Origin of the sequence: Bacillus thermozeamaize, from assembly GCA_002159075.1 — a bacterium.
Lineage (GTDB): Bacteria > Bacillota > Bacilli > ZCTH02-B2 > ZCTH02-B2 > Bacillus_BB > Bacillus_BB thermozeamaize.
This window is the reverse complement of sequence record LZRT01000107.1, coordinates 20,765-42,313: the sequence shown is the minus strand read 5'-3', so window position 1 is coordinate 42,313 and position 21,549 is coordinate 20,765. Positions and strand designations below refer to the sequence as shown.

Sequence of the window (21,549 nt, the reverse complement as noted above, 5' to 3'; positions counted from 1 at the left end):
TCCTGTAAAACAAAGGAGCGTAAAACAAAAAGCGGTGCAGGAGGTTTGCGTGGTGGGAGAGCGGCAAGGTGCGAAGTTGCAAGGCGTCTTGATCACCTTTGAAGGTCCGGACGGCGCCGGAAAGACGACCCAGTTGCAGAGAGTGAGCCGGTTTTTGCGCGAACGCGGCGTAGACGTGGAAGTCACCCGGGAACCGGGCGGCACGCCGCTGGGCGAGGCGATTCGCCAGTGGCTTCTTTCGCCGCCGGGGGATGCGGGACAGGAGATGGCTTTTGAGACGGAGGTGCTCCTGTACGCCGCTTCGCGGGCGCAACACGTGAGAGAACGGCTTTTGCCGGCCCTTCGCGCAGGCAAGGTGGTGTTATGTGATCGCTATGTGGATGCCAGTTACGCTTATCAGGCGTACGGGAACCAGCTTCCCCTCCAATGGGTGGAAGAAGTGAACCGGCTGGCTGTCCAAGAGGTGATGCCGACGCGGACCTACCTTCTGGATCTTCCCGTCGAGCTGGCCCGCCGGCGTCTCAAGCGGCGCGAGGGTGAAGGGATGGACCGGATCGAACGCCGCGGCGAGGCTTACCATCAGCGCGTCAGGGAAGGATTTTTGACCATTGCCCGGCATGAGCCTGAACGTATCCTGGTCATCGATGCGTCCGCTTCGGAGGAAGAGGTGGCAAGGCGGATTCTGGATGATCTGAGGGAGATTTTGCGTGACCGGCTGACGGGCTCGAGGTAACCCAGTTCTGTTTGGAGGGGAGCGCATGAAGCTGGTACTTGCGGTCGTTCAAAACAAGGACAGCGCCAAATTGTCGCAGGCCCTGGTCAAACAGGGGATCCGGGCCACCCGGCTGGCCAGCACGGGGGGATTTCTGCGGACGGGCAATACCACGTTTTTGATCGGGGTAGACGATCGCCAGGTGGATGAGGTATTGCGGTTGATCCGGGAACACTGTCATGCCCGGCAGCAGGTGATGACTTCCATGTCTTCCGCCACGGCTCACCTGGGCACCGATCTGCCTTTTCCGGTCGAGGTGCAGGTCGGCGGTGCGACGGTATTCGTGCTTGATGTGAATGCGTATTACCATTTTTAGCCGGTGATGAAGGGGAGAGGTGGATGGAAATCTCTTTTCGTCCGGAAAAAGCCCGGGAAAAACTTCCCGGAAGAGGGGGGGCCCCCCTGTCACAGGTTGCCGGGGGTGAGCGGTTTGCTTCCCTGCTCCAGCACAAGCTGCAGGCCGGACAATCCCTGGAGGAGCAGCTGTTGGCGATTGATGAGCAGGCCAACCGCCTGGCGACGCTGAGGACGATGGAGGAGCTGGTCCGTTACCGGGAACGGGTCAAGGCCTTTTTGCAGACGGTGCTTCAAAGAGCCCTGGCGGTGGAGACGGTACAGGTGCAAGAGCGGCGCCGGATCCGGCAATACCGTCTTGTTCAGCAGGTGGATGAGTTGCTGCTCAAACTGGCTTCCGAAGTGTTGGAAAAAGAGATTCCGCGTCTGGCCATTCTCTCCCGTCTGGATCAGATACGCGGACTTCTGGTCAATCTCAGCACCTGAGCGCGCCTTGTGAGGAGGGGATGAAGATGGGGATGATGGCCATTCCGGGACTGGAAGGCATTGCGAGCCGGCTGTTGCGGCAAGTGGCCCGCCGCCAGTTGTCGCATGCCTACCTTTTTACAGGACCCAGGCATCGGGAGAAGCTGGAGCTGGCGCGTGGTTTGGCCAAAGCGCTCAATTGTGCCAGCCCCGATGAGCATGGCGACAGTTGCGACCGTTGTGCCCATTGCAGGCGGATTGATCACGGGAACTTTCTCGATTTTCAAGTGGTGGAACCGGAAGGGGAGAGCATGAAAATCGATCAGATCCGGTCGCTGCAGCAGTTTCTCGCCGTGCGATCGCACGAGGCGGAATGGAAGGTATACGTGTTGTGCGGGGCGGAAAGCCTGACTGTCCAGGCAGCCAACAGCCTCCTCAAAATGATCGAGGAGCCGCCTTCGCCGTCTGTCGCCATCCTGCTTGCCGGGCACCGGGGACAGCTTTTGACGACGGTGGCCTCCCGCTGCCAGGAGGTGGCTTTTCCTCCCCTGTCGCCGCAGGAGCTTGCGGAACAACTGCAGCAGTCCGGAATACAGCCCGCTTACGCCCGGATCCTTTCCCGCCTGGAGGTGGAGCCGGAGCAGGCCAAGACATTGGTGGAAGGAGAAGGGTTTGCAGAGGCTTTAAACCTGGTGATACAATGGGGAGAAGAAGTGATTCGCCATCCCGTGAAGGCAACGAGAACATTGCAAGCACTTTTTCAGTCAGGCCGGGACAAATGGGTACTCGGCCTTCTGATCCTTTGGATGCGTGATTTGTTGCTTGTGCAACTGCAGCAGGAAGAAGGGCTGGCGTTTGTGGAGCGCCGCTCCCAGCTGGTTCAGCAGGCGGGGCAGTGGCCACAGGAGAAGCTGCTCTTTTTTCTCGAACGTTTCTTTGGACTTCAGCGGCAGAAAAAGATGAATCTCAATCTCCAGCTGGCTGTGGAGGAGATCATCTTCTCTTCATGGCAGAAGTGATTCTTTTCTTCATGGCAGAAGGGATCAAGATAGAAGGGGAATGCGGCAGCGCCAAACCAATCGCGGAGGAGGTGAGCCGATGGTTGAAGTGGTCGGTGTCCGGTTTAAGAAGGCGGGCAAGATCTACTACTTTGATCCGGACGGGTGGCCGGTGCAAAAACAGGATTTCGTGATCGTGGAAACGGCGCGGGGCATTGAATATGGACAGGTGATCATCGGGATCAAGCAGGTCACGGAGGAGGAAGTGGTTCAGCCGCTCAAGAAGGTCCTCCGGATTGCCACGGAGGAGGATGCGAAACAGGTGGCGGCCAACCGGGCGGCGGCCAGAGAAGCCTTTGACATTTGTCTCGAAAAAATCCAGAAGCACGGGCTGCCGATGAAACTGGTGGATGTGGAATACACCTTTGATCGGAACAAGATCATTTTTTATTTTACGGCTGATGGCCGGGTCGATTTTCGTGAGCTGGTCAAGGATTTGGCCAGCGTGTTTCGAACGCGTATTGAACTCCGGCAGATTGGCGTCCGGGATGAGGCCAAGATGCTGGGCGGCATCGGCCCGTGCGGCCGGCCCTTGTGTTGCTCCACCTTTTTGGGGGATTTTGAACCTGTTTCCATCAAAATGGCCAAGGATCAAAATTTGTCCTTAAACCCTGCCAAAATCTCCGGTCTCTGTGGGCGCCTGATGTGCTGTCTGAAATTCGAAAACGACTATTACGAACAGGTCAAAGAACGGCTCCCCGATCTGGGCAGCATTGTCGAGACGCCTGTCGGTGAAGGAAAGGTAGTGACCGTGCACATTCTGGAGGAACTGGTCAAGGTGCATCTTTTCGATTCCGCCAAGGTGCTGACGTTCCATCTGGATGAGGTGCGGCAGATCGTGGAGGCCTAGTTTTCGGAGCAACGGAGGTGGGAAGTGTGGACAAGTGGGAACTTCTCTCCAAGCTGTCTCGGTTCGAGGAAAAGTTGGACGACATGTACGGACAATGGCGGATGTTCGTCAGCGAGATGAAGGCACTGCTGGAAGAAAATCAGCAGCTGCAAATGGAAAATCGCCACCTCCGGGAATATGTCGAACGCTACCGGCTGGCTGAGGAACAGCCCGCGGTTGCGGAAAAACGCAAAACGTCCCGGCGCCGGATGCCGGTCAGCGAAGGCTATGACAATTTGGCCCGCCTGTACTATCAGGGGTTTCATATTTGCAATGTCCATTATGGCAGCGTGCGCAACGGGGCGGAAGAGGACTGTCTCTTTTGCCTGACGTTTTTGAACAAGGCTTCGCAAGCCGGTCATGCCATCAGGAAGGGTTCGGAAGATGAAGACGCAGCGGAGTTTTGAAGAAGGAGGACGGGGACGCCTTTATTTGGTGGCCACGCCCATCGGCAACCTGCAGGATATGACCTTGCGCGGGCTGGAAACGCTGAAGACCGTGGATGTGATCGCCTGCGAAGATACGCGCCGGACGCGAAAATTGCTCAGTCATTTCGGGATCCGCACCCCTTTTACGAGCTATCATGAACACAACCAAAAGAAACAGGGGGAGCGGATCCTGGCCTGGTTGCGGGAAGGCAAGCAGGTGGCGCTGGTCAGCGATGCCGGCACGCCGCTTTTGTCCGATCCGGGTGAGGCGTTGGTGCGGGAGGCGATCGAAGAGGGGTTTCCCGTGGTGAGCATTCCGGGAGCCAATGCGGCATTGAGCGCCCTGGTCGTCTCGGGACTGCCGGCAAAACGGTTTACTTTTCTCGGTTTTCTGCCGCGTCAGGAGAAGGCGCTGCGGGAGGAGCTGAGGCGCTTGCGTCAGGCGCCCGAAACGCTGATCCTCTATGAGGCGCCGCACCGGTTGGCCAGGTTGTTGGAGATGGCCATTGAGGAGCTGGGCGACCGGCCGGCGGTGCTGGCGCGTGAGCTGACCAAAAGGTACGAGGAAATCGTCCGCGGTTCGCTGTCGGAATGCCGCAGATGGCTGGAGGAGGCAGAAGTCCGCGGGGAGTTTACCGTGTTGATCGCAGGATCTGGCCAGGGGGTGGAGCCTGAAGGGACGCATGGCGGTGAGGAGACCCCTTGTTGGGAAGAATGGGACATCCCGGAGCATGTGGAGGCTTACCAGCGGCAGGGGATGGCGCGCATGGAGGCCATCAAGCGGGTGGCCCGGGAGCGCGGGGTGCCGAAACGGGAAATTTACCGGCTCGTACACCGGCAGACGAAATAATTAAAAAGACACTCTGCATGCCGGCAGAATGTCTGAACCAAGAGGTTTTGCTCATGTGGTGTTGGCGGTGTCAGTCGTTTTGGCTGGTTAATTCCTCAAGGCAGTTTTTGCAGACGATTTTTTCCTTGAAATGGATCACGTTTTCCGCATTGCCGCAGAAGATGCAGGCGGGTTCGTATTTTTTCAGGATGATCCGTTCCCCGTCGACATAAATTTCCAGCGAATCCCTTTCTGAGATGCGCAATGTCCGGCGCAGTTCGATGGGGATCACAACACGGCCCAGTTCATCCACCTTGCGCACGATTCCGGTTGATTTAAGCATATTTCTCCATCTCCCTGTATCTTATCTAAAGTGTCCAACAAATCAGAATCGTCTTCTCCATATGGTTAGTTGTAGTTGTAAATAATACCATAGTTTGCCATTCGTGTCAATTCAGCGCGCCCCCTTTGCTTGACATGCTTTTAAGGGATTTGTCATAATTTGGAGGAAAGCGCAGCAAGGTGCGAAGCAAGCACTTGAATGCCGATGAAAGGAGTCAAGGGTTTGGATGGAACGGCCCACCTTTTATATCACGACACCGATCTATTATCCGAATGACAACCTCCATATAGGTCATTCCTACACGACCGTTGCGGCGGATGCGATGGCGCGTTACAAGCGCCTGCGCGGGTATGACGTGTTTTACCTGACCGGAACGGATGAACACGGTCAAAAGCTGCAGCGGCGCGCCCAGGAGGAGGGCAAGTCGCCTCTGGAGCTGATCGATCCGATTGTCGACTGGATCAAGGATCTTTGGGCCAAGCTGGATATTTCTTACGACGATTACATTCGGACGACGGAACCGCGTCACACGAAAGTGGTGCAAAAGATCTTCCAGAAGCTTTTGGATCAAGGGGACATCTATCTGGGCCATTACGAGGGGTATTATTGCGTGCCTTGCGAATCTTTCTGGACGGAATTCCAAGCCAGGCAAGGGGATACGTACCGCTGCCCCGACTGTGAACGGGAAGTCAGCCTGGTGCGCGAGGAGAGCTACTTCTTCCGCCTTTCCAAATACCAGGACCAGCTGTTGCGATACATCGAGGAACACCCGGAGTTCATCCAGCCGGAGTCGCGGCGCAATGAGATGATCAACAATTTTCTCAAACCGGGACTTGAGGACCTGAGCGTTTCCAGGACCTCGTTCGACTGGGGGATTCCGGTGCCGGGCGATCCGAAGCACGTGATCTACGTCTGGCTGGACGCGTTGACCAATTATATCACGGCGCTCGGATATCTCTCCGATGATCCTGAGAAACGGGCTCGTTTTGAGAGGTTCTGGCCGGCGGATGCCCACCTGATCGGGAAGGACATTGTCCGTTTCCATGCCATTTACTGGCCCATTTTTCTCATGGCGCTGGGCCTTCCGCTGCCCAAGAAGGTGTATGGACACGGCTTTTTCATGATGCCGGACGGGAAGATGTCAAAGTCCAAGGGCAATGTGATCGATCCGAAATTTCTCATTGACCGGTATGGTTCAGACGCGATCCGGTATTTCCTGTTGCGCGAGATCCCGTTTGGCCAGGATGGCGTCTTTACGCCGGAGTCGTTCATTCAGCGGCTGAATTTCGATCTGGCCAATGATCTGGGCAACCTGGTCAGCCGCACGACGGCGATGGTGGAAAAGTACTTTGCCGGTGTGGTTCCCAGCCCTACGGCGCCGGAGGAGCTGGATGCGCAGCTTGCGCAATTGGCGCAAGATGTGGTGACGAACATGGAAAACGCGATGGAAGAAATGCAGTTCAGCAACGCCCTGGCCCACATCTGGCAGCTGGTTGGCCGGCTGAACAAATACATTGATGAAACCGAACCGTGGAATCTCGCCAAGGCGCCGGAGAAGCGGGGACGCCTTGGGACGGTCATGTACAATTTGCTGGAAGGCATTCGCATCGTCTCGATTCTGATACAGCCGTTCATGACCCGCACGCCCGCCAAGATCTGGCGGCAGCTGGGGATCGCCGATCAGCCGGAATTGCTCGCCTGGGAAACCTGCAAAACATGGGGGCTGATGCCGGCGGGCGCCTACGTGCACAAGGGAGAGCCGATCTTCCCTCGTCTCGACATGCAGCGGGAGATTCAGGTGATTGACGAATCCACCGCGGCTGCCCGCAAGCGCGTCGCGGAAAACCTGCGGATCAAAGAGGCGGCGCAGCAAGAGACAGAAGCGGCGTCCCCGGAAGAGAAAGCGGCTGAGCAGACGAAACAGGCGCAAAACGTGCCGGAGCAGCACTTGCCTGAGATGATCACCATTGACGACTTCCGCCGGGTCGATCTGCGGGTGGCCGAAGTGGTGGCGGCAGAGCGGATCCCCAAGGCGGACAAGCTGCTCAAATTGCAACTGGATCTGGGCACGGAACAGCGGCAGGTGGTGTCGGGCATCGCGGAGCACTATGAACCGGAAGCCCTCATCGGCAAGAAGGTGCTCTGTGTGACCAACCTGAAGCCGGTCAAGCTGCGGGGCGAGATGTCCTACGGGATGATCCTGGCCGCCTCCGAAGGCGGGCGCCTGGTCCTGACCACCGTCTCCGGAGAGATTCCAAACGGAACGCGGGTGACGTGATGAACCTGATTGACACGCATGCGCATCTGGATGATCGGAAGTTTGCGGCCGATTTGCCGGAGGTCATCGCACGGGCGCAGGCGGCCGGGGTGCGGAAGATTGTCAACATCGGCTACAACCGCGAGAGTATCCGGACGACGCTGGAACTTGCGCATACTTATCCGTTTGTCTACGCGGCGATTGGCTGCCATCCGACCGATGCGGCGGAATATGATGATGAACTGGAGGCCTGGCTGGCTCACCTGGTTCGACAGGAAGAGAAGGTGGTGGCCATCGGTGAAGTGGGGCTGGACTACCACTGGGATACGGTGCCCAGAGAAGTCCAGCATCAGGTGTTCCGCCGTCAGATTGCGCTGGCCCGGCGGCTTGGGGTGCCGCTGGTGATACATAACCGGGAAGCGGATGAGGATACGGTACGGATTCTGGAAGAAGAGGGAGCGGCCGAAGTCGGCGGCGTCATGCATTGTTTTGCCGGCGATTGGGAGATGGCCAAACGCTGCCTGAACATGAATTTCTACATCGGTCTTGGAGGATTGGTGACGTTTAAGAATGCGCCAAACGCGAAAGAGGTGGCCCGGCGGGTCCCCCTGGATCGCCTCCTCCTTGAAACAGATGCTCCCTATCTGGCGCCGGTTCCCCACCGGGGCAAGCGAAACGAAAGCGGCTTTGTCTTGCACGTGGCAGAGACCATCGCCCAGCTGCGTGGCATGACTGTGGAAGCGCTGGCAGAGGCGACCACGGTCAATGCCGAGCGTCTGCTGGGGCTTTAAGGAGCACCGCCGAGTTCAGGTGGTGCTTTTATCCCTTTTTAGGAGCCTGGGAAGATGTTGAAAGAAATCATTGTCGTCGAAGGAAGAAATGACACGATTGCCGTTCAGCGGGCGGTGGAGGCGGAGACGATCGAAACCGGCGGTTCGGCCCTTTCAGCGGCGGTGCTCCGGCAGATCGCCCTGGCGCAACAGCGGCGGGGCGTGATCATTCTGACTGACCCGGATGTGGTGGGTGAACGGCTGCGCCGGGAGATTTCAGCGGCCGTGCCCGGTTGCAAACAGGCCTTTCTCACCCGCAAGGAAGCGGCGAAAGATGGCGACATCGGCGTGGAACATGCCTCCCCTGAAGCGATTCGCCGGGCTTTGGAGCGAGCCCGCAGTGTCCAGTGGGAACCCGTCCGGCACCTTTCTTGGGAGGAGTATGCCGCATGGGGGCTGGCCGGCAGCGCTTCCGCCAAGAGGCTTCGCGTCCAATTGGGAGAGAAACTGGGCATCGGCTACGGAAACGCGCAACAAATGTATAAAAAGCTGCAACGGTTTCAAATTACGAGCGAGGAGTTTCAGCAGGCCATGTTGGAGCTGCTCGGGGAGGTTGGAGGTGCCCTGGATGAAGCGTCCGATCGTGACGCCCAGCCGGACGAAAGCGGTTCAGGCTGAACGGAATTTTACCTTTAAAAAAAGCCTCGGCCAGCATTTTCTGGTCGATCCCAATATCCTTCGGAAGATCGTGGCAGCGGCGGCGCCGGATCCTTCCACAGGCTTCCTGGAGGTCGGACCCGGTTTCGGGGCGTTAACCGAGGCGCTGGCGGAGAAGGCGGGCAAAGTGGTGGCGGTGGAGGTGGACGAGCGCTTGATCCCGATCCTGGAGGAACAACTGGCATCCTATTCCAATGTCATGCTGATCCAGGATGACATCCTCCGGTGCGATCTCCGGCAACTGGCCGCTCATTTTGCAGGCTGTTCCGCCTGGAAAGTGGTAGCCAATTTGCCATATTATATTACCACCCCAATTCTTGTAAAGTTCTTGGAATTTGCATCATCATCTGTTACGATGAAAGAGAACGGTTCGCTTGCGATGAGCGAAATGATCTTGATGATGCAAAAAGAGGTGGCGGAGCGTCTGACAGCGGCGCCCGGCAGCAAAGCGTATGGATCCTTGAGCGTATTTGCGCAGTATCACGCTGAGATCCGATGGGTGTGCGATGTCCCGAAAAACGCCTTTATGCCGCCGCCCAACGTCATGTCCCAGGTCATCCGCCTTGCTGTCCGCAATCAGCCGCCGGTGGCGGTTTCCGATCCGGATTGGTTTTTCCAGGTCGTACGGGCTGCTTTTTCCAGGCGGCGCAAAACCTTGTTGAACAATTTGATGGCGCTTTTTCCCGGGGGTTCAAAAGACGGGTTGGCGGAAGCGTTGCGAAGTCTCGGAGTGCAGCCGGAGCGGCGTGCAGAAACGCTGAGCCTCCAGGAGTTTGCCAAGCTGAGTGAGTACTTTTCCGGATGGGATGGAAAACTGGTCTAGGGAGGAACCTCGGTTGAATTTTGTCAGCCCGAGCAAAGGAAAAATGTCTTTGGCGGACGTTCTTGCCGATATGCAAAGCTATGTCCAGCAGGATCCGCATTCGGAATACAAGATTGTCATTGGCACCGATTCCCAACGGCACGGCGGCCTCACGCAATTTGTGACGGCCATTGTGATTCACCGTGTCGGCCGCGGTGCCCGTTTTTATTATACGAAGCGGATTGGCCACAGCGTTTACGCTTTGCGGCAGCGCATCTACATGGAAACGCAGTTCAGCCTGGAAGTGGTCGAGGCGATGCAGGCGTTGGGCCTGTCGCAAAGTTACAAAGGCTTGCCGGTAGAGATTCACATTGACGTGGGTCAGGATGGCGCGACCCGCAAGTTGATCCAGGAGGTGGTCGGCTGGGTCACCTCCGTAGGGTATACCGCCAAGATCAAGCCGTTTGCCTTTGGGGCGAGCGCTGTGGCGGATCGCTTCAGCAAAACGCACGTCGGCAGCTAAAAAATCCTGCGCGGACCATGCCCCTCTCAACGCTTGCTGCATAGGTTATAGAAAGCGAGGGGGGAGAAGGGGTTGCTGTTTCAACCTGGAGACAAGGTGACGCGCAAGTCATACCAGCATGACGTCGTGTTTGTGATTAAGGAGGTTCACCCGGGACGGCGCGAAGCGGTGCTGAAAGGGTTTGATGTGCGCCTGATTGCAGATGCCCCGCTGGATGATTTGCAGCACATCAGTGAAGAAGCGCTTGCCGAACGCCATCAGCAGCTGAAGATCCTGGAGGAGGAATCGCTCCGGCTGATTCATCAGGATCGCCATTGGCTTGCGGAAAAAAGTGACTGGTATGAGCGTGAAGGAGTATTGCCGGAAGAGGTAAAAAAAAAATTACTTTGAGCACCCGGCCAAGGTGTTGCATCTGGATGGGGATTCCGATTATTTGAAGAAATGCCTCAACTTGTATAAACGATTGTCTGTCCCCGTCGTAGGGGTGCACCTCCGGGAAGCGGAGATGGCGGCCTCGGTCGGTTCGCTCCTGGCCAAAGTGACCCCTGACATTCTCATCCTCACGGGTCACGACGGGCTGATTAAGCGGCAGGGAAGCGTTCACTCGCTGGCAAACTACCGCCATTCAGCCCATTATGCCGAGGCTGTCAAAGCGGCGCGCCGGTACGAAAAACACCTGGACGGGCTGGTGATTTTCGCCGGTGGCTGCCAATCCCATTTTGAGGCGCTCCTCGAGGCGGGAGCCAATTTTGCCAGTTCGCCAGGCCGCATCATGATTCACACTTATGACCCCGTTTTTGTCGCCCAGATGATCGCCTATACCCCCATCGGAGAAACAGTGGATGTGATGGAGGTGGCGAAACGAACCATCACCGGCATTGAAGGGATAGGCGGGCTGGAGACGCGGGGAGGCTATCGGCGGGGGATGCCCCATTCCTTGGAGAACGAATCACCTCAGATAATGGAAAAAAGTGATTGACAAGAGAAAACGGGTTTTGTTATAATTCATCATTTTTGACATCTGAATCAATTTATGTTATACTGTTTTAGGAATTCGTGCGGGAATTCTAAATTTCTGGGTTCCAAGGGAGTGGGTAATTCGTGGCCAATCCTGCCTTGATGGAGATTAAACGGGTATTGGATGCTCATCTTGGCGAAAAAGTGATGATCCGTGCCAATGGCGGCCGGAAGCGGACGATTGAACGGAGCGGCGTGCTGGAAGAAACCTATCCTTCCGTGTTCACCATCCGGCTGGATCAGGAAAGCAACTCACCGAAGCGCGTCTCTTACAGTTATGCGGATGTATTGACGGAAACGGTGGAGCTTACGATCTGCAGAGACAACGACGAATACGTGCGGATTCAATATAAACAGGTGAAACAATAACCAGCAGCAGTAGAACTTGGTTCTACTGCTGCTGCTTTTTTTGGCGGGAACGGGGCAAACTATCCTTGCCCCTGCAACGGGGCGCGCAACAGGAAGGAGGTTTCGGATGTCCCGGCGCAACCGCGGCGTGATGTCTGAAGAATTCAAGCTGGAATTGGCCAAGGAATTGGGCTTTTACGACACCTTGCAGAAAGAAGGTTGGGGTGGGATTACCACCCGGGATGCTGGGAACATGGTCAAACGAGCCATCCAGATCGCTGAGGAAAGCCTGCGCAAGGGCCAGTCCAAGTAAACTGTTGCGTCGAAAGGAACCGGAGATTTCCGGTTCCTTTTTTTTGGAACAGCTGAAACACCTGTGGTACAATGTTCAGCGTATAGCAGATGTGGAGAGTTCCATTTTTCCATGATGGAGGCAGACCGTTGAACGTGTTCGTCAAGGCGCCGGCCAAGATCAACCTGTCCCTGGACGTATTGCATAAGCGTCCGGACGGTTATCATGAAGTGGATATGGTCATGACGACGATCGACCTGGCCGATCGGATTACTCTGGAAGACCGCGCCGATGGCCGGATTCATTTGGTCACCAATTCCGGCGTCATCCCCCAGGACGCCCGGAACCTGGCATGGAGAGCGGCGGAGTTGGTGCGGGAGCGATTCCGCATTGACCGGGGCGTGACCATTGCCATTGCCAAGGAAATACCGGTTGCCGCCGGACTGGCGGGCGGCAGCAGCGACGCCGCCGCGGTGTTGAAGGGCTTGAACCAGCTTTGGAAGCTTGGCGCTTCGCTTGATGAGCTCATGGAGTTGGGCACGCAACTGGGATCCGATGTGCCTTTTTGTCTGGTCCAGGGGACGGCGCGCGCGACGGGGCGCGGTGAATGCATCGAGGAGCTGCCCGCCATGCCGCCCTGCTGGGTCGTCCTGGCCAAGCCTCCGATTAGCATTTCGACCGCTGATGTTTACAGCGATCTGGATCTGGCGCAGATCACCGCGAGGCCCAAGACCGAATCGCTCATCGCTTCCCTCGCCCGCAACGATTTTCACGGCGTGGCACGCCAGATGAGGAATGTTTTGGAACCGTTTGTTTTCCGTAAATATCCGGAAGTGGCACGCCTCAAAGAGCAGATGCTCCGTTTCAGCAGCGAAGGGGTTTTGATGTCGGGCAGCGGCCCCACGGTATACGCCCTGTTCCAGCAGGAATCTCGCGCCCGCAGGCTGCTGCATGGCCTGAAAGGGTTTTGCAAAGAGGTGTATATGGTTCGTCTGCTGGGAAAACGTCCAATGAGCACCTGAAAGGTGAGCGCCTGATAAAATGAATGAGAAAGGAAACGTTGTTGTGAAGAGAAGTTCCCGACTGGTGGATATGACGTATCAATTGGCGTTGCGGCCGAATCAGCTGGTTCCTCTGGGTTATTTTTCCGAACGTTACCGGACGGCCAAATCCTCGATTAGCGAGGATCTGGCGATCATGAAAGAGGTCTTGGAGGGACAAGGGCACGGACGGTTGCAAACCATTACCGGCGCAGCCGGTGGCGTCCGGTTTGAGCCGGCCATGGGCGAAACAGAGGCCAGGCAACTGATTGACATGGTTTGCCGGGAGCTTTCCGATCCGGATCGGCTCTTGCCTGGAGGCTATTTGTACATGTCTGATCTGCTCGGGGATCCGGCTTTTATCTTTGCCTTGGGGCGTCTGTTCGCCACGGTTTTCGCCCGCCAGAAATCGGAAGTGGTGATGACGATTGAGATGAAGGGGATCCCGCTGGCTTATTCACTGGCTTATTGCCTTCATTTGCCGGTGGTTGTGGTGCGCAGGGATCAGCATATCGGGGAAGGATCCTTCGTCTCCATCAATTATGTGTCCGGTTCGCGGCGCCACGTGCAAACCATGTCCCTTGCCCGGCGATCCTTGTCAGAGGGTTCGCGGGTTTTGATTGTCGATGATTTCATGAAGGCAGGCGGGACGCTGAACGGCATGCTGGAGCTGCTCAAGGAATTCGGCGCCGAGCCGGCGGGCATTGGCGTCTTTGTCGAATCGGCCATCACCGACTCCCGCCTGGTTAAAGATTATGTTTCCATTGCCCGCCTGGTGGACGTCGATGAGCAGGCGGGGAGAGTGCGGGTGGTCCCCGGCAATATCCTGGATTTCTTTCGCTGAAGCCACCACCGTGCCGTGATTCGAACGTCATGGTGTCCATTCGATCAAGCATCAGAATATGAGTATGCGGGAGGGATTATTCGTCATGAAACGGATCGCTACCGACAAGGCGCCGCAGGCCATCGGCCCCTATTCACAGGCTGTTCAGGCGGGGAATCTCCTGTTTGTCTCCGGCCAAATCCCCCTCACGCCTGCCGGTCAACTGGTGGAAGGGGGGATTGAAGAACAGGTTCACCAGGTGTTCCGCAATGTCCAGGCGATCCTGGAGGCTGCGGGCGCCTCATGGGAACAGGTGGTCAAGGTAGGATTGTTTCTCACCGATCTTTCTCATTTTGCGACGGTGAACGCGATTTATGAACAATACCTGGGGCATGTCAAGCCTGCCCGTTTCACCGTTGAGGTGTCCGCATTGCCGAAAGGGGCGCTCGTGGAAATGGAAGCCATCGCCTATCTATCGTAAAAATTTGTACATTTGAAGCAGGAATTTGAATGCTTGTGTAGAATAAATGTACTTGAACCATATTAACTTTTTCAAAAGAGGGAATTTCATGGCAAAGGTGGTGGCTGAACATGGAGATTACGGATGTTCGCCTGCGCAGGGTCAATGGAGAAGGACGGATGAAGGCGATCGCATCGATTACCATTGATAACGAATTTGTCGTCCACGATATTCGCGTCATCGACGGAAACAATGGCATGTTTGTGGCGATGCCCAGCAAACGGATGCCGGATGGTGAGTTCAGGGATATCGCCCATCCGATTTCGGCATCCACGCGGGAGAAGATCCAATATGCCGTACTGGCTGCCTATGAACGGGCAGCGGGTGGCCGTGCGATGAACGATGAGGTAGAAGCAGGCGCATAACCGAATCACGATGAGAGCCAAGGTAAGCGCATGTACGCATGTTGCAGATGTCCGCTTACCTTTTTTTTGCGCGCGTTCCTTTCTTGAAAAGCTGCTTCTTATCAGCTATATTTCTGTAAATAGAGGGTAATAGGGGGAACGCGATGAAGCGATATGGCATTATACTCGCAGCCGGGAAAGGAACCCGCATGCGCTCCAAAAAGTACAAAGTGCTTCATGAGATTTGCGGGAAACCGATGATTGAATATGTCGTGGATCTGCTCCACGAGCTGCAGCTGGATGACCTGATCACGGTCGTGGGCCACGGTGCCGAGGCGGTAACCCGGCGCCTCGGGTTGCGCAGCCGCTACGTGCATCAGGAAAACCAGCTGGGAACGGCGCATGCGGTGATGCAGGCTGAGCCGCTGCTGGCAGGAAAGGAAGGGACGACGTTGGTCGTCTGCGGGGATACGCCGCTTTTGCGGGCGGACACCCTCCGCCGCCTGCTGGATACGCATGAGCGCCATGGCGCCGCGGCCACCGTGTTGACCGCCGTCATGCCGGATCCGGCGGGATATGGGCGGATCCTGCGCCGCCCTGACGGCCGCCTGGAACGGATTGTTGAGCACAAAGACGCCACGGAAGAGCAACTCGGCATTCGCGAAGTGAATACGGGAATCTATTGTTTTGACAACCGGCTCCTGTTTCAGACGTTGCCCAAGGTGAACAATCACAACGCGCAACAGGAGTATTATCTGCCTGATACCATCGCGCTTCTCCTGCAGGAAGGAAAGCCGGTCTACACCGCGCTGGCCGAGGATCCAGACGAGGTGCTGGGGATCAATGATCGTGTGGCCCTGGCACAAGCCGAGCGGATCATGCAACAACGCATCCACCGCCAGCATCAGCTCCGCGGCGTCACCATTCTGGACCCCGGCAACACGTATATCGAAGCCGGCGTGGAGATTGGGCAAGATACGGTCATCTATCCAGGCACCTTCCTCCGCGGGAAAACGGTCATCGGCCAGGATTGTGTGGTGGGTCCCCATGCCGATTTGCTGGATATGCAAGTGGCTGACGGGGTGAAAATTTCCCATTCCGTGTTGATGAATTCCATTATTTTGGAAGAAAGCACCGTGGGACCGTTTGCCTACATTCGGCCCAATTCGCAAGTGGGACCGAAAGCCAAGGTGGGGGATTTCGTCGAGTTGAAAAATGCCCGTCTCGGACACGGTTCCAAGGCGTCCCATCTGGCTTACCTCGGAGACGCCGATATCGGCCGGGAGGTCAATATCGGCTGCGGCACGATTACCGTCAACTACGATGGCGAGAAAAAACACCGCACCATCGTGGAGGATCAAGCCTTTATCGGCTGCAATGCCAATTTGGTGGCGCCTGTGCGGATTGGCCGCGGTGCCTATGTGGCCGCCGGTTCCACCATCACGGAAGATGTGCCGCCAGACAGCCTGGCCATCGCCCGCCAGCGGCAGCTCAACAAGGAGGGCTATGCCCGGCGTTTGAGGGGACAAGCGGATTGAGCATCGCGGGAACCACAGGATGGACAGGGTGACCGGAAAGGTCAGGGTGACAGCAAAGGCGGCGAGCCTTTAGGCGAATCGCCTGCAGCGTTGGAACGAAAGGTCTGAAAAAAAGGGGATCCAAAAGGATTGGCTGTGCTTTCCAATGGCTATACTAACGTCAGAACTTGCCTTCATGTTTGGATGGTCAATCTATCCGAAAGGGTGAGGTTAGTATGCAAGTCATTGCCACCGATTTGCGTGAGCCAGGGAAGAGGTCAATCAACCATGCCCTTCGTCGGGAAGGGCGGATACCCGCTGTGTATTATGGCCGTTCGGTTCCACATCGCACCCTCTGGATTGATGGGCGGCAGCTGAAGGAACACATCCGTCAGAACGGCGCCCACGCGCTGTTTCAGATCAGCATCGGCGGCGGCGAGCCGCAGATGGTCATCGCCAAAGAGATCCAGCGAAATCCGCTGAAACAGGACGAGATCCTTCATGTCGATTTGTATCACGTGGAGGCTGGGCAGCCGGTGGATACCGTGCTTCCGCTTGAATTTTCCGGGGAGCCGAAAGGGGTTCGCCAAGGAGGCGTCCTGCAGGTACAACTCAGGGAGCTGGAGGTCCGGGCATTGCCGCAGGATTTGCCGCAAGCGCTGGAGGTATCCATTGAACAGGTGGATATCGGCGATGTCATCTACGTCAGGGACCTGCCGGTACCGGAACGGATAGAGGTCCTTAGCGATCCGGACGAGCTGGTCCTGACCGTCTTGGAAGTGCGGAAGGGTGAAGAGGAGGAGTCGCCGGCCGCAACGGAGGCGACGGCTGATCTGAGCTGAAGTCGTCAGCTTGAACGTTTGGAACAAACTGTGGAAAAGGGGAAACGGCATTTGAAATGGATCGTTGGTCTGGGAAATCCCGGTCCCAAGTATGCGGCCACCCGGCACAACGTCGGGTTTATGGTGATTGACGCGCTGAGCCAGGAATGGGGGATTCCCCTGACCAAAGAGAAGCATCAATCCATGTTGGGTGAAGGCGTCGTCGACGGGCAAAAGGTTCTCTTGATCAAGCCCTTGACCTACATGAACCTCTCAGGGGAGGCCGTGGGCGCTGTTTTTCGCTGGTATAAACCGCCTTTGGAAGAGTTGCTGGTGGTTTACGATGACTTGGATCTTCCGTTGGGGGCATTGCGGTTTCGCCTCAAAGGCAGCGCCGGCGGACATAACGGCATGAAGTCGATCATCCAGCACCTTGGCACGGAATCCTTCAAGCGGTTGCGAATCGGCATTGGCCGGCCTCCCGGGGAGATGGATGTCGTCCGTTATGTCCTTGAGCCTTTTTCCGCACAAGAGTCTCGCGTGGTCCAAGAGGCGATCCAAACGGCCACAGAGGCCCTGACAGCTTGGACAAAGCTGCCGTTTGATCAGGTGATGTCACGGTATAATCGCCGCCAGACAGGAACAGAATAACAAATAAACACAACCCTGTTTGGAGGCGATGGCCGTGCCGTTAACCTATATCTGCCGCCACTGTTACCAGGTGCTGGGGAAGATTGATCAGGATGTTCCGGAGTATCAATTGGGGTTTCATTTCTTGACCCCGGAGGAGCGGCGGGATATAATTCTAGGGGAATCGGATCAGATTACGGTGATGGTGATTTGCGAGGTTTGCCAGGAGGCGCTGGAAGCCAATCCGGAACTGGCGCTGTATGACACGCTGATCCAATAAATTTTCATAAGCATGAACATGCCCTAGGGAAAACCCTGCTAGGGCTTTTAATTGTTTATACTATTTAAAATATTTTATTATTTATGTCGTTTTTTGATTATTGATGCGACGAAACGCCTGGTGGTTTACGGACCTGCCATTGGGCGGTTGTTGAGAGGGGATACATTTGCCATGGAAAGTATATTAAACATCTTTTCCAGCCAACCGGAAATTGATTCGCTGGCGGAAGGATTTGCCAAAGGCATCGAAGAGCAAATGGCAACAGGCCTGGCCGGTTCCTCTCGTTCCCTGCTGCTGGCTTCGTTGCGAAGAAAAACGGGTCGGCCGCTTTGCGTGATCACGTACAACATGTTGCAGGCGCAGAAGGTCCATGAGGATCTTTCTGAATTGCTGCCGGAGGAAGAAGTGTTGCTTTATCCGGCCAACGAGACGGTCATGACGGAATTGTTGTCGGTTGACCGTGGCGTGATGAAAGCCCGCATCCATGTCATGGATCGGCTGGTGACGGGTCAGGCCCAGGTGCTGGTGCTGCCATACAGCGGCTGGCGGCGCCTGTTGCCTCCCGCCGAACAATGGAAAGAAAAGCAGTTTGTGCTCACGCGGGGCCAGGAAGTGAAGATGGAAAGCGTGATTGGCCGCCTCGTGGATTTGGGTTATGAACGGGTGGAGCGGGTGGAAGAACCTGGGCAGTTTGGCGTGCGTGGGGGGATCATCGATGTCTTCCCCTTGCACGAAGAGAACCCGGTACGGATCGAGTGGTTTGATGTCGAGATAGATTCCCTCCGGGCGTTTGATCCGGAGACCCAGCGTTCGTTGGAGAATCGGGATCATTTGCGGATCTTGCCGGTGGATGAATGGGGGGCCACCCTTGATGAACGGCATCGGGGCGCGCAACAGATCCAGCAGTTTTTGCAGTCCTATCTCCGGCGCATCGGGGATGTGGGACAACGGGAACGGGTCAGCCAGCAGGTCCAGCTGGAGGTGGAAAAGCTCAAAGCGGGAGAACCTTTTGACAGCCGCCGGAAATACACCTCAGCCATTTTTCCGGGGTACGAAAACCTGCTCCGTTACATGCCGGAAGACACCCTGGTGGTCTTTGACGAACCCTCGCGCATCTTCGAAATCGCCCGCCAAATGGAAAAGGACGAGGCGGAAGCGGCCAGCCTGCTGCTGGAAGAAGGAAAGCTTTTGCCGCAGCTGAAGCTTTCCTTTTCCCTGGCCGAGTTGCGGCAACGCATTCAGGGGCCCGTGCTTTATTTGTCCACCTTTTTGCGGCAGCTGGCCGATGCCCAGCCAGGAAATGTGGTCCATTTCATGAGCAAAACGATGCAAAATTTCCACGGCCAGATGAAGCTGTTGAAGAGTGAGGTGGAGCGGTGGCTAAAGGCGCGCTTTCACGTGGTGTTCCTGGCTTCCAATGAGGAACGGAGCCGTCATTTGGCCAGGGTGCTGGCCGATGAAGGGATTGAAGCGTCACGGGTGAGCAGGGATACCCCCGCGCTGTCGCCGAAGCCCGCGATCATGGAAGCCAATTTGCACAGCGGTTTTGAGCTGGTGACGATGCGTCTGGTCGTGATCACCGAACAGGAAGTGTTTACGAAGCTGCAGCGGTCGGTCCGGCGCCCCAAAGTGATGAACAATGCGGAGCGGATCAAGAGCTACCAGGAACTGAAGGTGGGCGATTATGTCGTTCACGTCAATCACGGGATTGGCCGCTACATGGGCATCGAAACCCTTTCCGTCGGAGGGGTGCACAAAGATTACTTGCATATCAAATATGCCGGGAATGACAAACTGTACGTGCCCATTGACCAGATTGATCTGGTGCAAAAGTATATCGGCGCCGACGAAAAGGAACCCAAAATCTACAGTCTCGGCGGCAATGAATGGAGCCGCGTCAAAAGCCGCGTCCGTTCGGCGGTCAAGGACATTGCCGAAGATCTGGTCAAGCTGTATGCCCAGCGGCAGGCGATGCCGGGTTATGCTTTCAGTCCGGACACGGAGTACCAGCGGGAATTTGAAGCCTTGTTTCCCTATGAGGAGACCCCGGATCAGCTGCGGGCTGTGGAGGAGATCAAACGGGATATGGAACAGCCGCGGCCAATGGATCGGCTGTTGTGCGGGGATGTCGGCTACGGGAAAACCGAAGTGGCCATTCGCGCCGCTTTCAAGGCGGTGATGGATCACAAGCAGGTGGCCGTGCTGGTTCCCACGACCATTTTGGCCCAGCAGCACTTTGAAACCTTCCGCGGGAGGTTTTCCGGTTATCCGGTCCGGATCGAGGTCCTCAGCCGCTTTCGCAGCCGGCAAGAGCAGGCCAAGGTGATACGAGGACTGAAGGACGGCACAGTGGATATCGTGATCGGTACGCATCGCCTGTTGTCAAAAGATATCCAATTTCGCGATCTGGGGCTTTTGATCGTGGACGAGGAGCAGCGGTTTGGCGTCAGCCACAAGGAAAAGCTGAAACGCCTAAAGGCCAATGTGGATGTGCTGACCCTGACGGCGACGCCGATTCCCCGGACGCTGCATATGTCCCTGCTCGGGGTGCGTGATCTTTCCATCATTGAAACCCCGCCGGAAAACCGCTTTCCGGTGCAGACGTACGTGGTCGAATACAGCTCGTCCCTGGTTCGGGAAGCGATTGAACGGGAATTGGCGCGGGGCGGGCAGGTGTTTTTCCTCTACAACCGCATTCAAGGGATCGAAAAAATGGCCGAGGAGATCGCTTCCCTGGTTCCGGATGCGCGGGTGGCGATCGCCCATGGGCAACTTCCCGAACGGCAGCTGGAAGAGACGATGTTTCGCTTTATGGAGGGAGAATTCGATGTCCTGGTCAGCACCACGATCATCGAGACGGGCGTCGATTTTCCCAATGTCAATACCTTGATCATTTATGAAGCGGACAAGATGGGCCTTTCGCAGTTGTATCAATTGCGCGGACGGGTGGGCCGTTCCAGCCGCATCGCCTACGCCTATTTTACCTATTTGCCGGATAAGGTGCTCAGTGAAGAGGCGGAAAAACGCCTGCAGGCGATCCGGGAGTTCACGGACTTAGGATCGGGATTCAAGATTGCGATGCGCGATCTGAGCATCCGCGGCGCCGGCAATTTGCTGGGCCCGGAACAGCACGGCTTTATTGCCTCCGTCGGATTTGATCTTTACAGCCAGATGCTTTCCGAAGCGATCAAGCAATTGCGGGAGGGAGAGGAGACGAAGCAGGAACCGGCGCCGCCCCAGGTGGAGCTGCAGGTGGATGCCTATCTGCCGAGCGAATACATCCCTGACAGTTCGCAGAAGATCGAGATGTACAAGCGATTTACCGCCATCCGGAAGATTGAAGATGTGGAGGAGTTGATGGATGAGTGCCTCGATCGTTTCGGTGCCTGGCCCCCGCCGGTGGAGCGCCTCTTTGCGATTGCGCGCATCAAGGTATACGCCTGGATGTATGGCGTCCAAACCATCCGCGAAGAAGGCGAGGACTGGGTGCTGGAGTTTTCTCCGGAAGCGGTTCAGCGGCTGGACGGGCAGAAACTGTTCCAGTTCGTTTCGCAGTATCCTAGGCAGGTGCGGCTGATGGCAGGAACCAAGGTGGGAATCAAGATGAATGTCAAGGGGGTTGACATACAGGAAGCGCTGAAGACGCTGGAATCGCTGGTCAAGGGATTTGGCGGCGTGTTCAAGGACCTAAATTCGTCGGATGAAACGAATCCATATGTCGTGCATAAATGAATGGCAGTGGATGAATACTATCCCTAGAATTAAAGAAA

The 21,549-nt window shown here is 56.4% G+C and carries 24 protein-coding genes and 1 pseudogene; 24 read left to right on the top strand and 1 reads right to left on the bottom strand.

The window, feature by feature from the left end; translation table 11 throughout:
• Window positions 1-76: 76 nt before the first annotated feature.
• The 7 genes from BAA01_14880 (at window position 77) to BAA01_14850 (ending at window position 4,756) form a co-directional block, all read left to right on the top strand.
• Window positions 77-733, top strand: coding sequence for a dTMP kinase (locus BAA01_14880; GenBank protein OUM85338.1), 657 nt, complete (start codon window positions 77-79; stop codon window positions 731-733).
• Between the two features lie 25 nt (window positions 734-758).
• The gene (locus tag BAA01_14875) at window positions 759-1,088 is read left to right on the top strand and encodes a hypothetical protein (protein OUM85322.1); all 330 of its coding nucleotides are present in this window, start codon (window positions 759-761) and stop codon (window positions 1,086-1,088) included.
• Between the two features lie 23 nt (window positions 1,089-1,111).
• Window positions 1,112-1,552 (top strand): hypothetical protein, encoded by a 441-nt coding sequence (locus BAA01_14870; protein OUM85321.1) that lies wholly within the window; start codon window positions 1,112-1,114, stop codon window positions 1,550-1,552.
• Window positions 1,553-1,578: 26 nt separating this feature from the next.
• Window positions 1,579-2,550, top strand: a complete 972-nt coding sequence (locus tag BAA01_14865) for a DNA polymerase III subunit delta' (GenBank protein ID OUM85320.1) — start codon at window positions 1,579-1,581, stop codon at window positions 2,548-2,550.
• Between the two features lie 79 nt (window positions 2,551-2,629).
• Entirely contained in the window at window positions 2,630-3,439 is an 810-nt protein-coding gene (locus BAA01_14860) for a stage 0 sporulation protein (protein OUM85319.1), read from the top strand.
• A gap of 26 nt (window positions 3,440-3,465) precedes the next feature.
• The gene (locus BAA01_14855; GenBank protein OUM85318.1) at window positions 3,466-3,885 is read left to right on the top strand and encodes a hypothetical protein; all 420 of its coding nucleotides are present in this window, start codon (window positions 3,466-3,468) and stop codon (window positions 3,883-3,885) included.
• Window positions 3,863-4,756 (top strand): 16S rRNA (cytidine(1402)-2'-O)-methyltransferase, encoded by an 894-nt coding sequence (locus BAA01_14850; GenBank protein ID OUM85317.1) that lies wholly within the window; start codon window positions 3,863-3,865, stop codon window positions 4,754-4,756. Before BAA01_14855 ends, BAA01_14850 begins: the two co-directional genes overlap by 23 nt.
• A gap of 70 nt (window positions 4,757-4,826) precedes the next feature.
• Here the strand turns inward: BAA01_14850 and BAA01_14845 are convergent, their stop codons facing one another.
• Window positions 4,827-5,078 (bottom strand): AbrB family transcriptional regulator, encoded by a 252-nt coding sequence (locus BAA01_14845; protein ID OUM85316.1) that lies wholly within the window; start codon window positions 5,076-5,078, stop codon window positions 4,827-4,829.
• 226 nt (window positions 5,079-5,304) lie between these two features.
• Here BAA01_14845 and BAA01_14840 point away from each other — a divergent pair, with 226 nt between their 5' ends.
• The 17 genes and pseudogenes from BAA01_14840 to BAA01_14760 all read left to right on the top strand — a co-directional run bounded on the left by BAA01_14840 (window position 5,305) and on the right by BAA01_14760 (window position 21,511).
• Entirely contained in the window at window positions 5,305-7,356 is a 2,052-nt protein-coding gene (locus tag BAA01_14840) for a methionine--tRNA ligase (protein ID OUM85315.1), read from the top strand.
• Complete coding sequence (locus tag BAA01_14835; GenBank protein OUM85314.1) at window positions 7,356-8,126, top strand: hydrolase TatD; 771 nt, start codon at window positions 7,356-7,358, stop codon at window positions 8,124-8,126. Before BAA01_14840 ends, BAA01_14835 begins: the two co-directional genes overlap by 1 nt.
• A gap of 54 nt (window positions 8,127-8,180) precedes the next feature.
• The gene (locus tag BAA01_14830) at window positions 8,181-8,783 is read left to right on the top strand and encodes a ribonuclease M5 (protein ID OUM85313.1); all 603 of its coding nucleotides are present in this window, start codon (window positions 8,181-8,183) and stop codon (window positions 8,781-8,783) included.
• Entirely contained in the window at window positions 8,734-9,645 is a 912-nt protein-coding gene (locus tag BAA01_14825; protein OUM85312.1) for a hypothetical protein, read from the top strand. Before BAA01_14830 ends, BAA01_14825 begins: the two co-directional genes overlap by 50 nt.
• A gap of 13 nt (window positions 9,646-9,658) precedes the next feature.
• Window positions 9,659-10,147 carry a hypothetical protein gene (locus BAA01_14820; GenBank protein ID OUM85311.1) on the top strand — a complete coding sequence of 163 codons (489 nt, stop codon included), beginning with the start codon at window positions 9,659-9,661 and terminating at the stop codon, window positions 10,145-10,147.
• A gap of 72 nt (window positions 10,148-10,219) precedes the next feature.
• Window positions 10,220-11,126, top strand: a pseudogene (locus BAA01_14815) (sporulation peptidase YabG).
• A gap of 122 nt (window positions 11,127-11,248) precedes the next feature.
• A complete protein-coding gene (locus BAA01_14810; protein OUM85310.1) occupies window positions 11,249-11,533 on the top strand; it encodes a Veg protein in 285 nt (94 codons plus the stop codon).
• 106 nt (window positions 11,534-11,639) lie between these two features.
• Complete coding sequence (locus BAA01_14805) at window positions 11,640-11,825, top strand: protein sspF (GenBank protein OUM85309.1); 186 nt, start codon at window positions 11,640-11,642, stop codon at window positions 11,823-11,825.
• A gap of 128 nt (window positions 11,826-11,953) precedes the next feature.
• Window positions 11,954-12,826, top strand: a complete 873-nt coding sequence (locus BAA01_14800; protein ID OUM85308.1) for a 4-(cytidine 5'-diphospho)-2-C-methyl-D-erythritol kinase — start codon at window positions 11,954-11,956, stop codon at window positions 12,824-12,826.
• A 19-nt stretch (window positions 12,827-12,845) separates the two neighbouring features.
• Window positions 12,846-13,688, top strand: a complete 843-nt coding sequence (locus tag BAA01_14795) for a pur operon repressor (protein ID OUM85307.1) — start codon at window positions 12,846-12,848, stop codon at window positions 13,686-13,688.
• A gap of 64 nt (window positions 13,689-13,752) precedes the next feature.
• The gene (locus BAA01_14790; protein ID OUM85306.1) at window positions 13,753-14,148 is read left to right on the top strand and encodes a deaminase; all 396 of its coding nucleotides are present in this window, start codon (window positions 13,753-13,755) and stop codon (window positions 14,146-14,148) included.
• A gap of 110 nt (window positions 14,149-14,258) precedes the next feature.
• Entirely contained in the window at window positions 14,259-14,552 is a 294-nt protein-coding gene (locus tag BAA01_14785) for a septation protein SpoVG (protein ID OUM85305.1), read from the top strand.
• Window positions 14,553-14,695: 143 nt separating this feature from the next.
• A complete protein-coding gene (locus tag BAA01_14780; protein ID OUM85304.1) occupies window positions 14,696-16,069 on the top strand; it encodes a UDP-N-acetylglucosamine diphosphorylase/glucosamine-1-phosphate N-acetyltransferase in 1,374 nt (457 codons plus the stop codon).
• A gap of 215 nt (window positions 16,070-16,284) precedes the next feature.
• The gene (locus BAA01_14775) at window positions 16,285-16,890 is read left to right on the top strand and encodes a hypothetical protein (protein OUM85303.1); all 606 of its coding nucleotides are present in this window, start codon (window positions 16,285-16,287) and stop codon (window positions 16,888-16,890) included.
• Between the two features lie 51 nt (window positions 16,891-16,941).
• On the top strand, window positions 16,942-17,520 hold the full coding sequence (locus BAA01_14770) for an aminoacyl-tRNA hydrolase (protein ID OUM85302.1): 579 nt from the start codon (window positions 16,942-16,944) through the stop codon (window positions 17,518-17,520).
• Window positions 17,521-17,554: 34 nt separating this feature from the next.
• Window positions 17,555-17,779, top strand: coding sequence for a hypothetical protein (locus tag BAA01_14765; GenBank protein OUM85337.1), 225 nt, complete (start codon window positions 17,555-17,557; stop codon window positions 17,777-17,779).
• Between the two features lie 171 nt (window positions 17,780-17,950).
• Window positions 17,951-21,511, top strand: a complete 3,561-nt coding sequence (locus BAA01_14760) for a transcription-repair coupling factor (GenBank protein OUM85301.1) — start codon at window positions 17,951-17,953, stop codon at window positions 21,509-21,511.
• The last annotated feature ends 38 nt before the right edge of the window (window positions 21,512-21,549 follow it).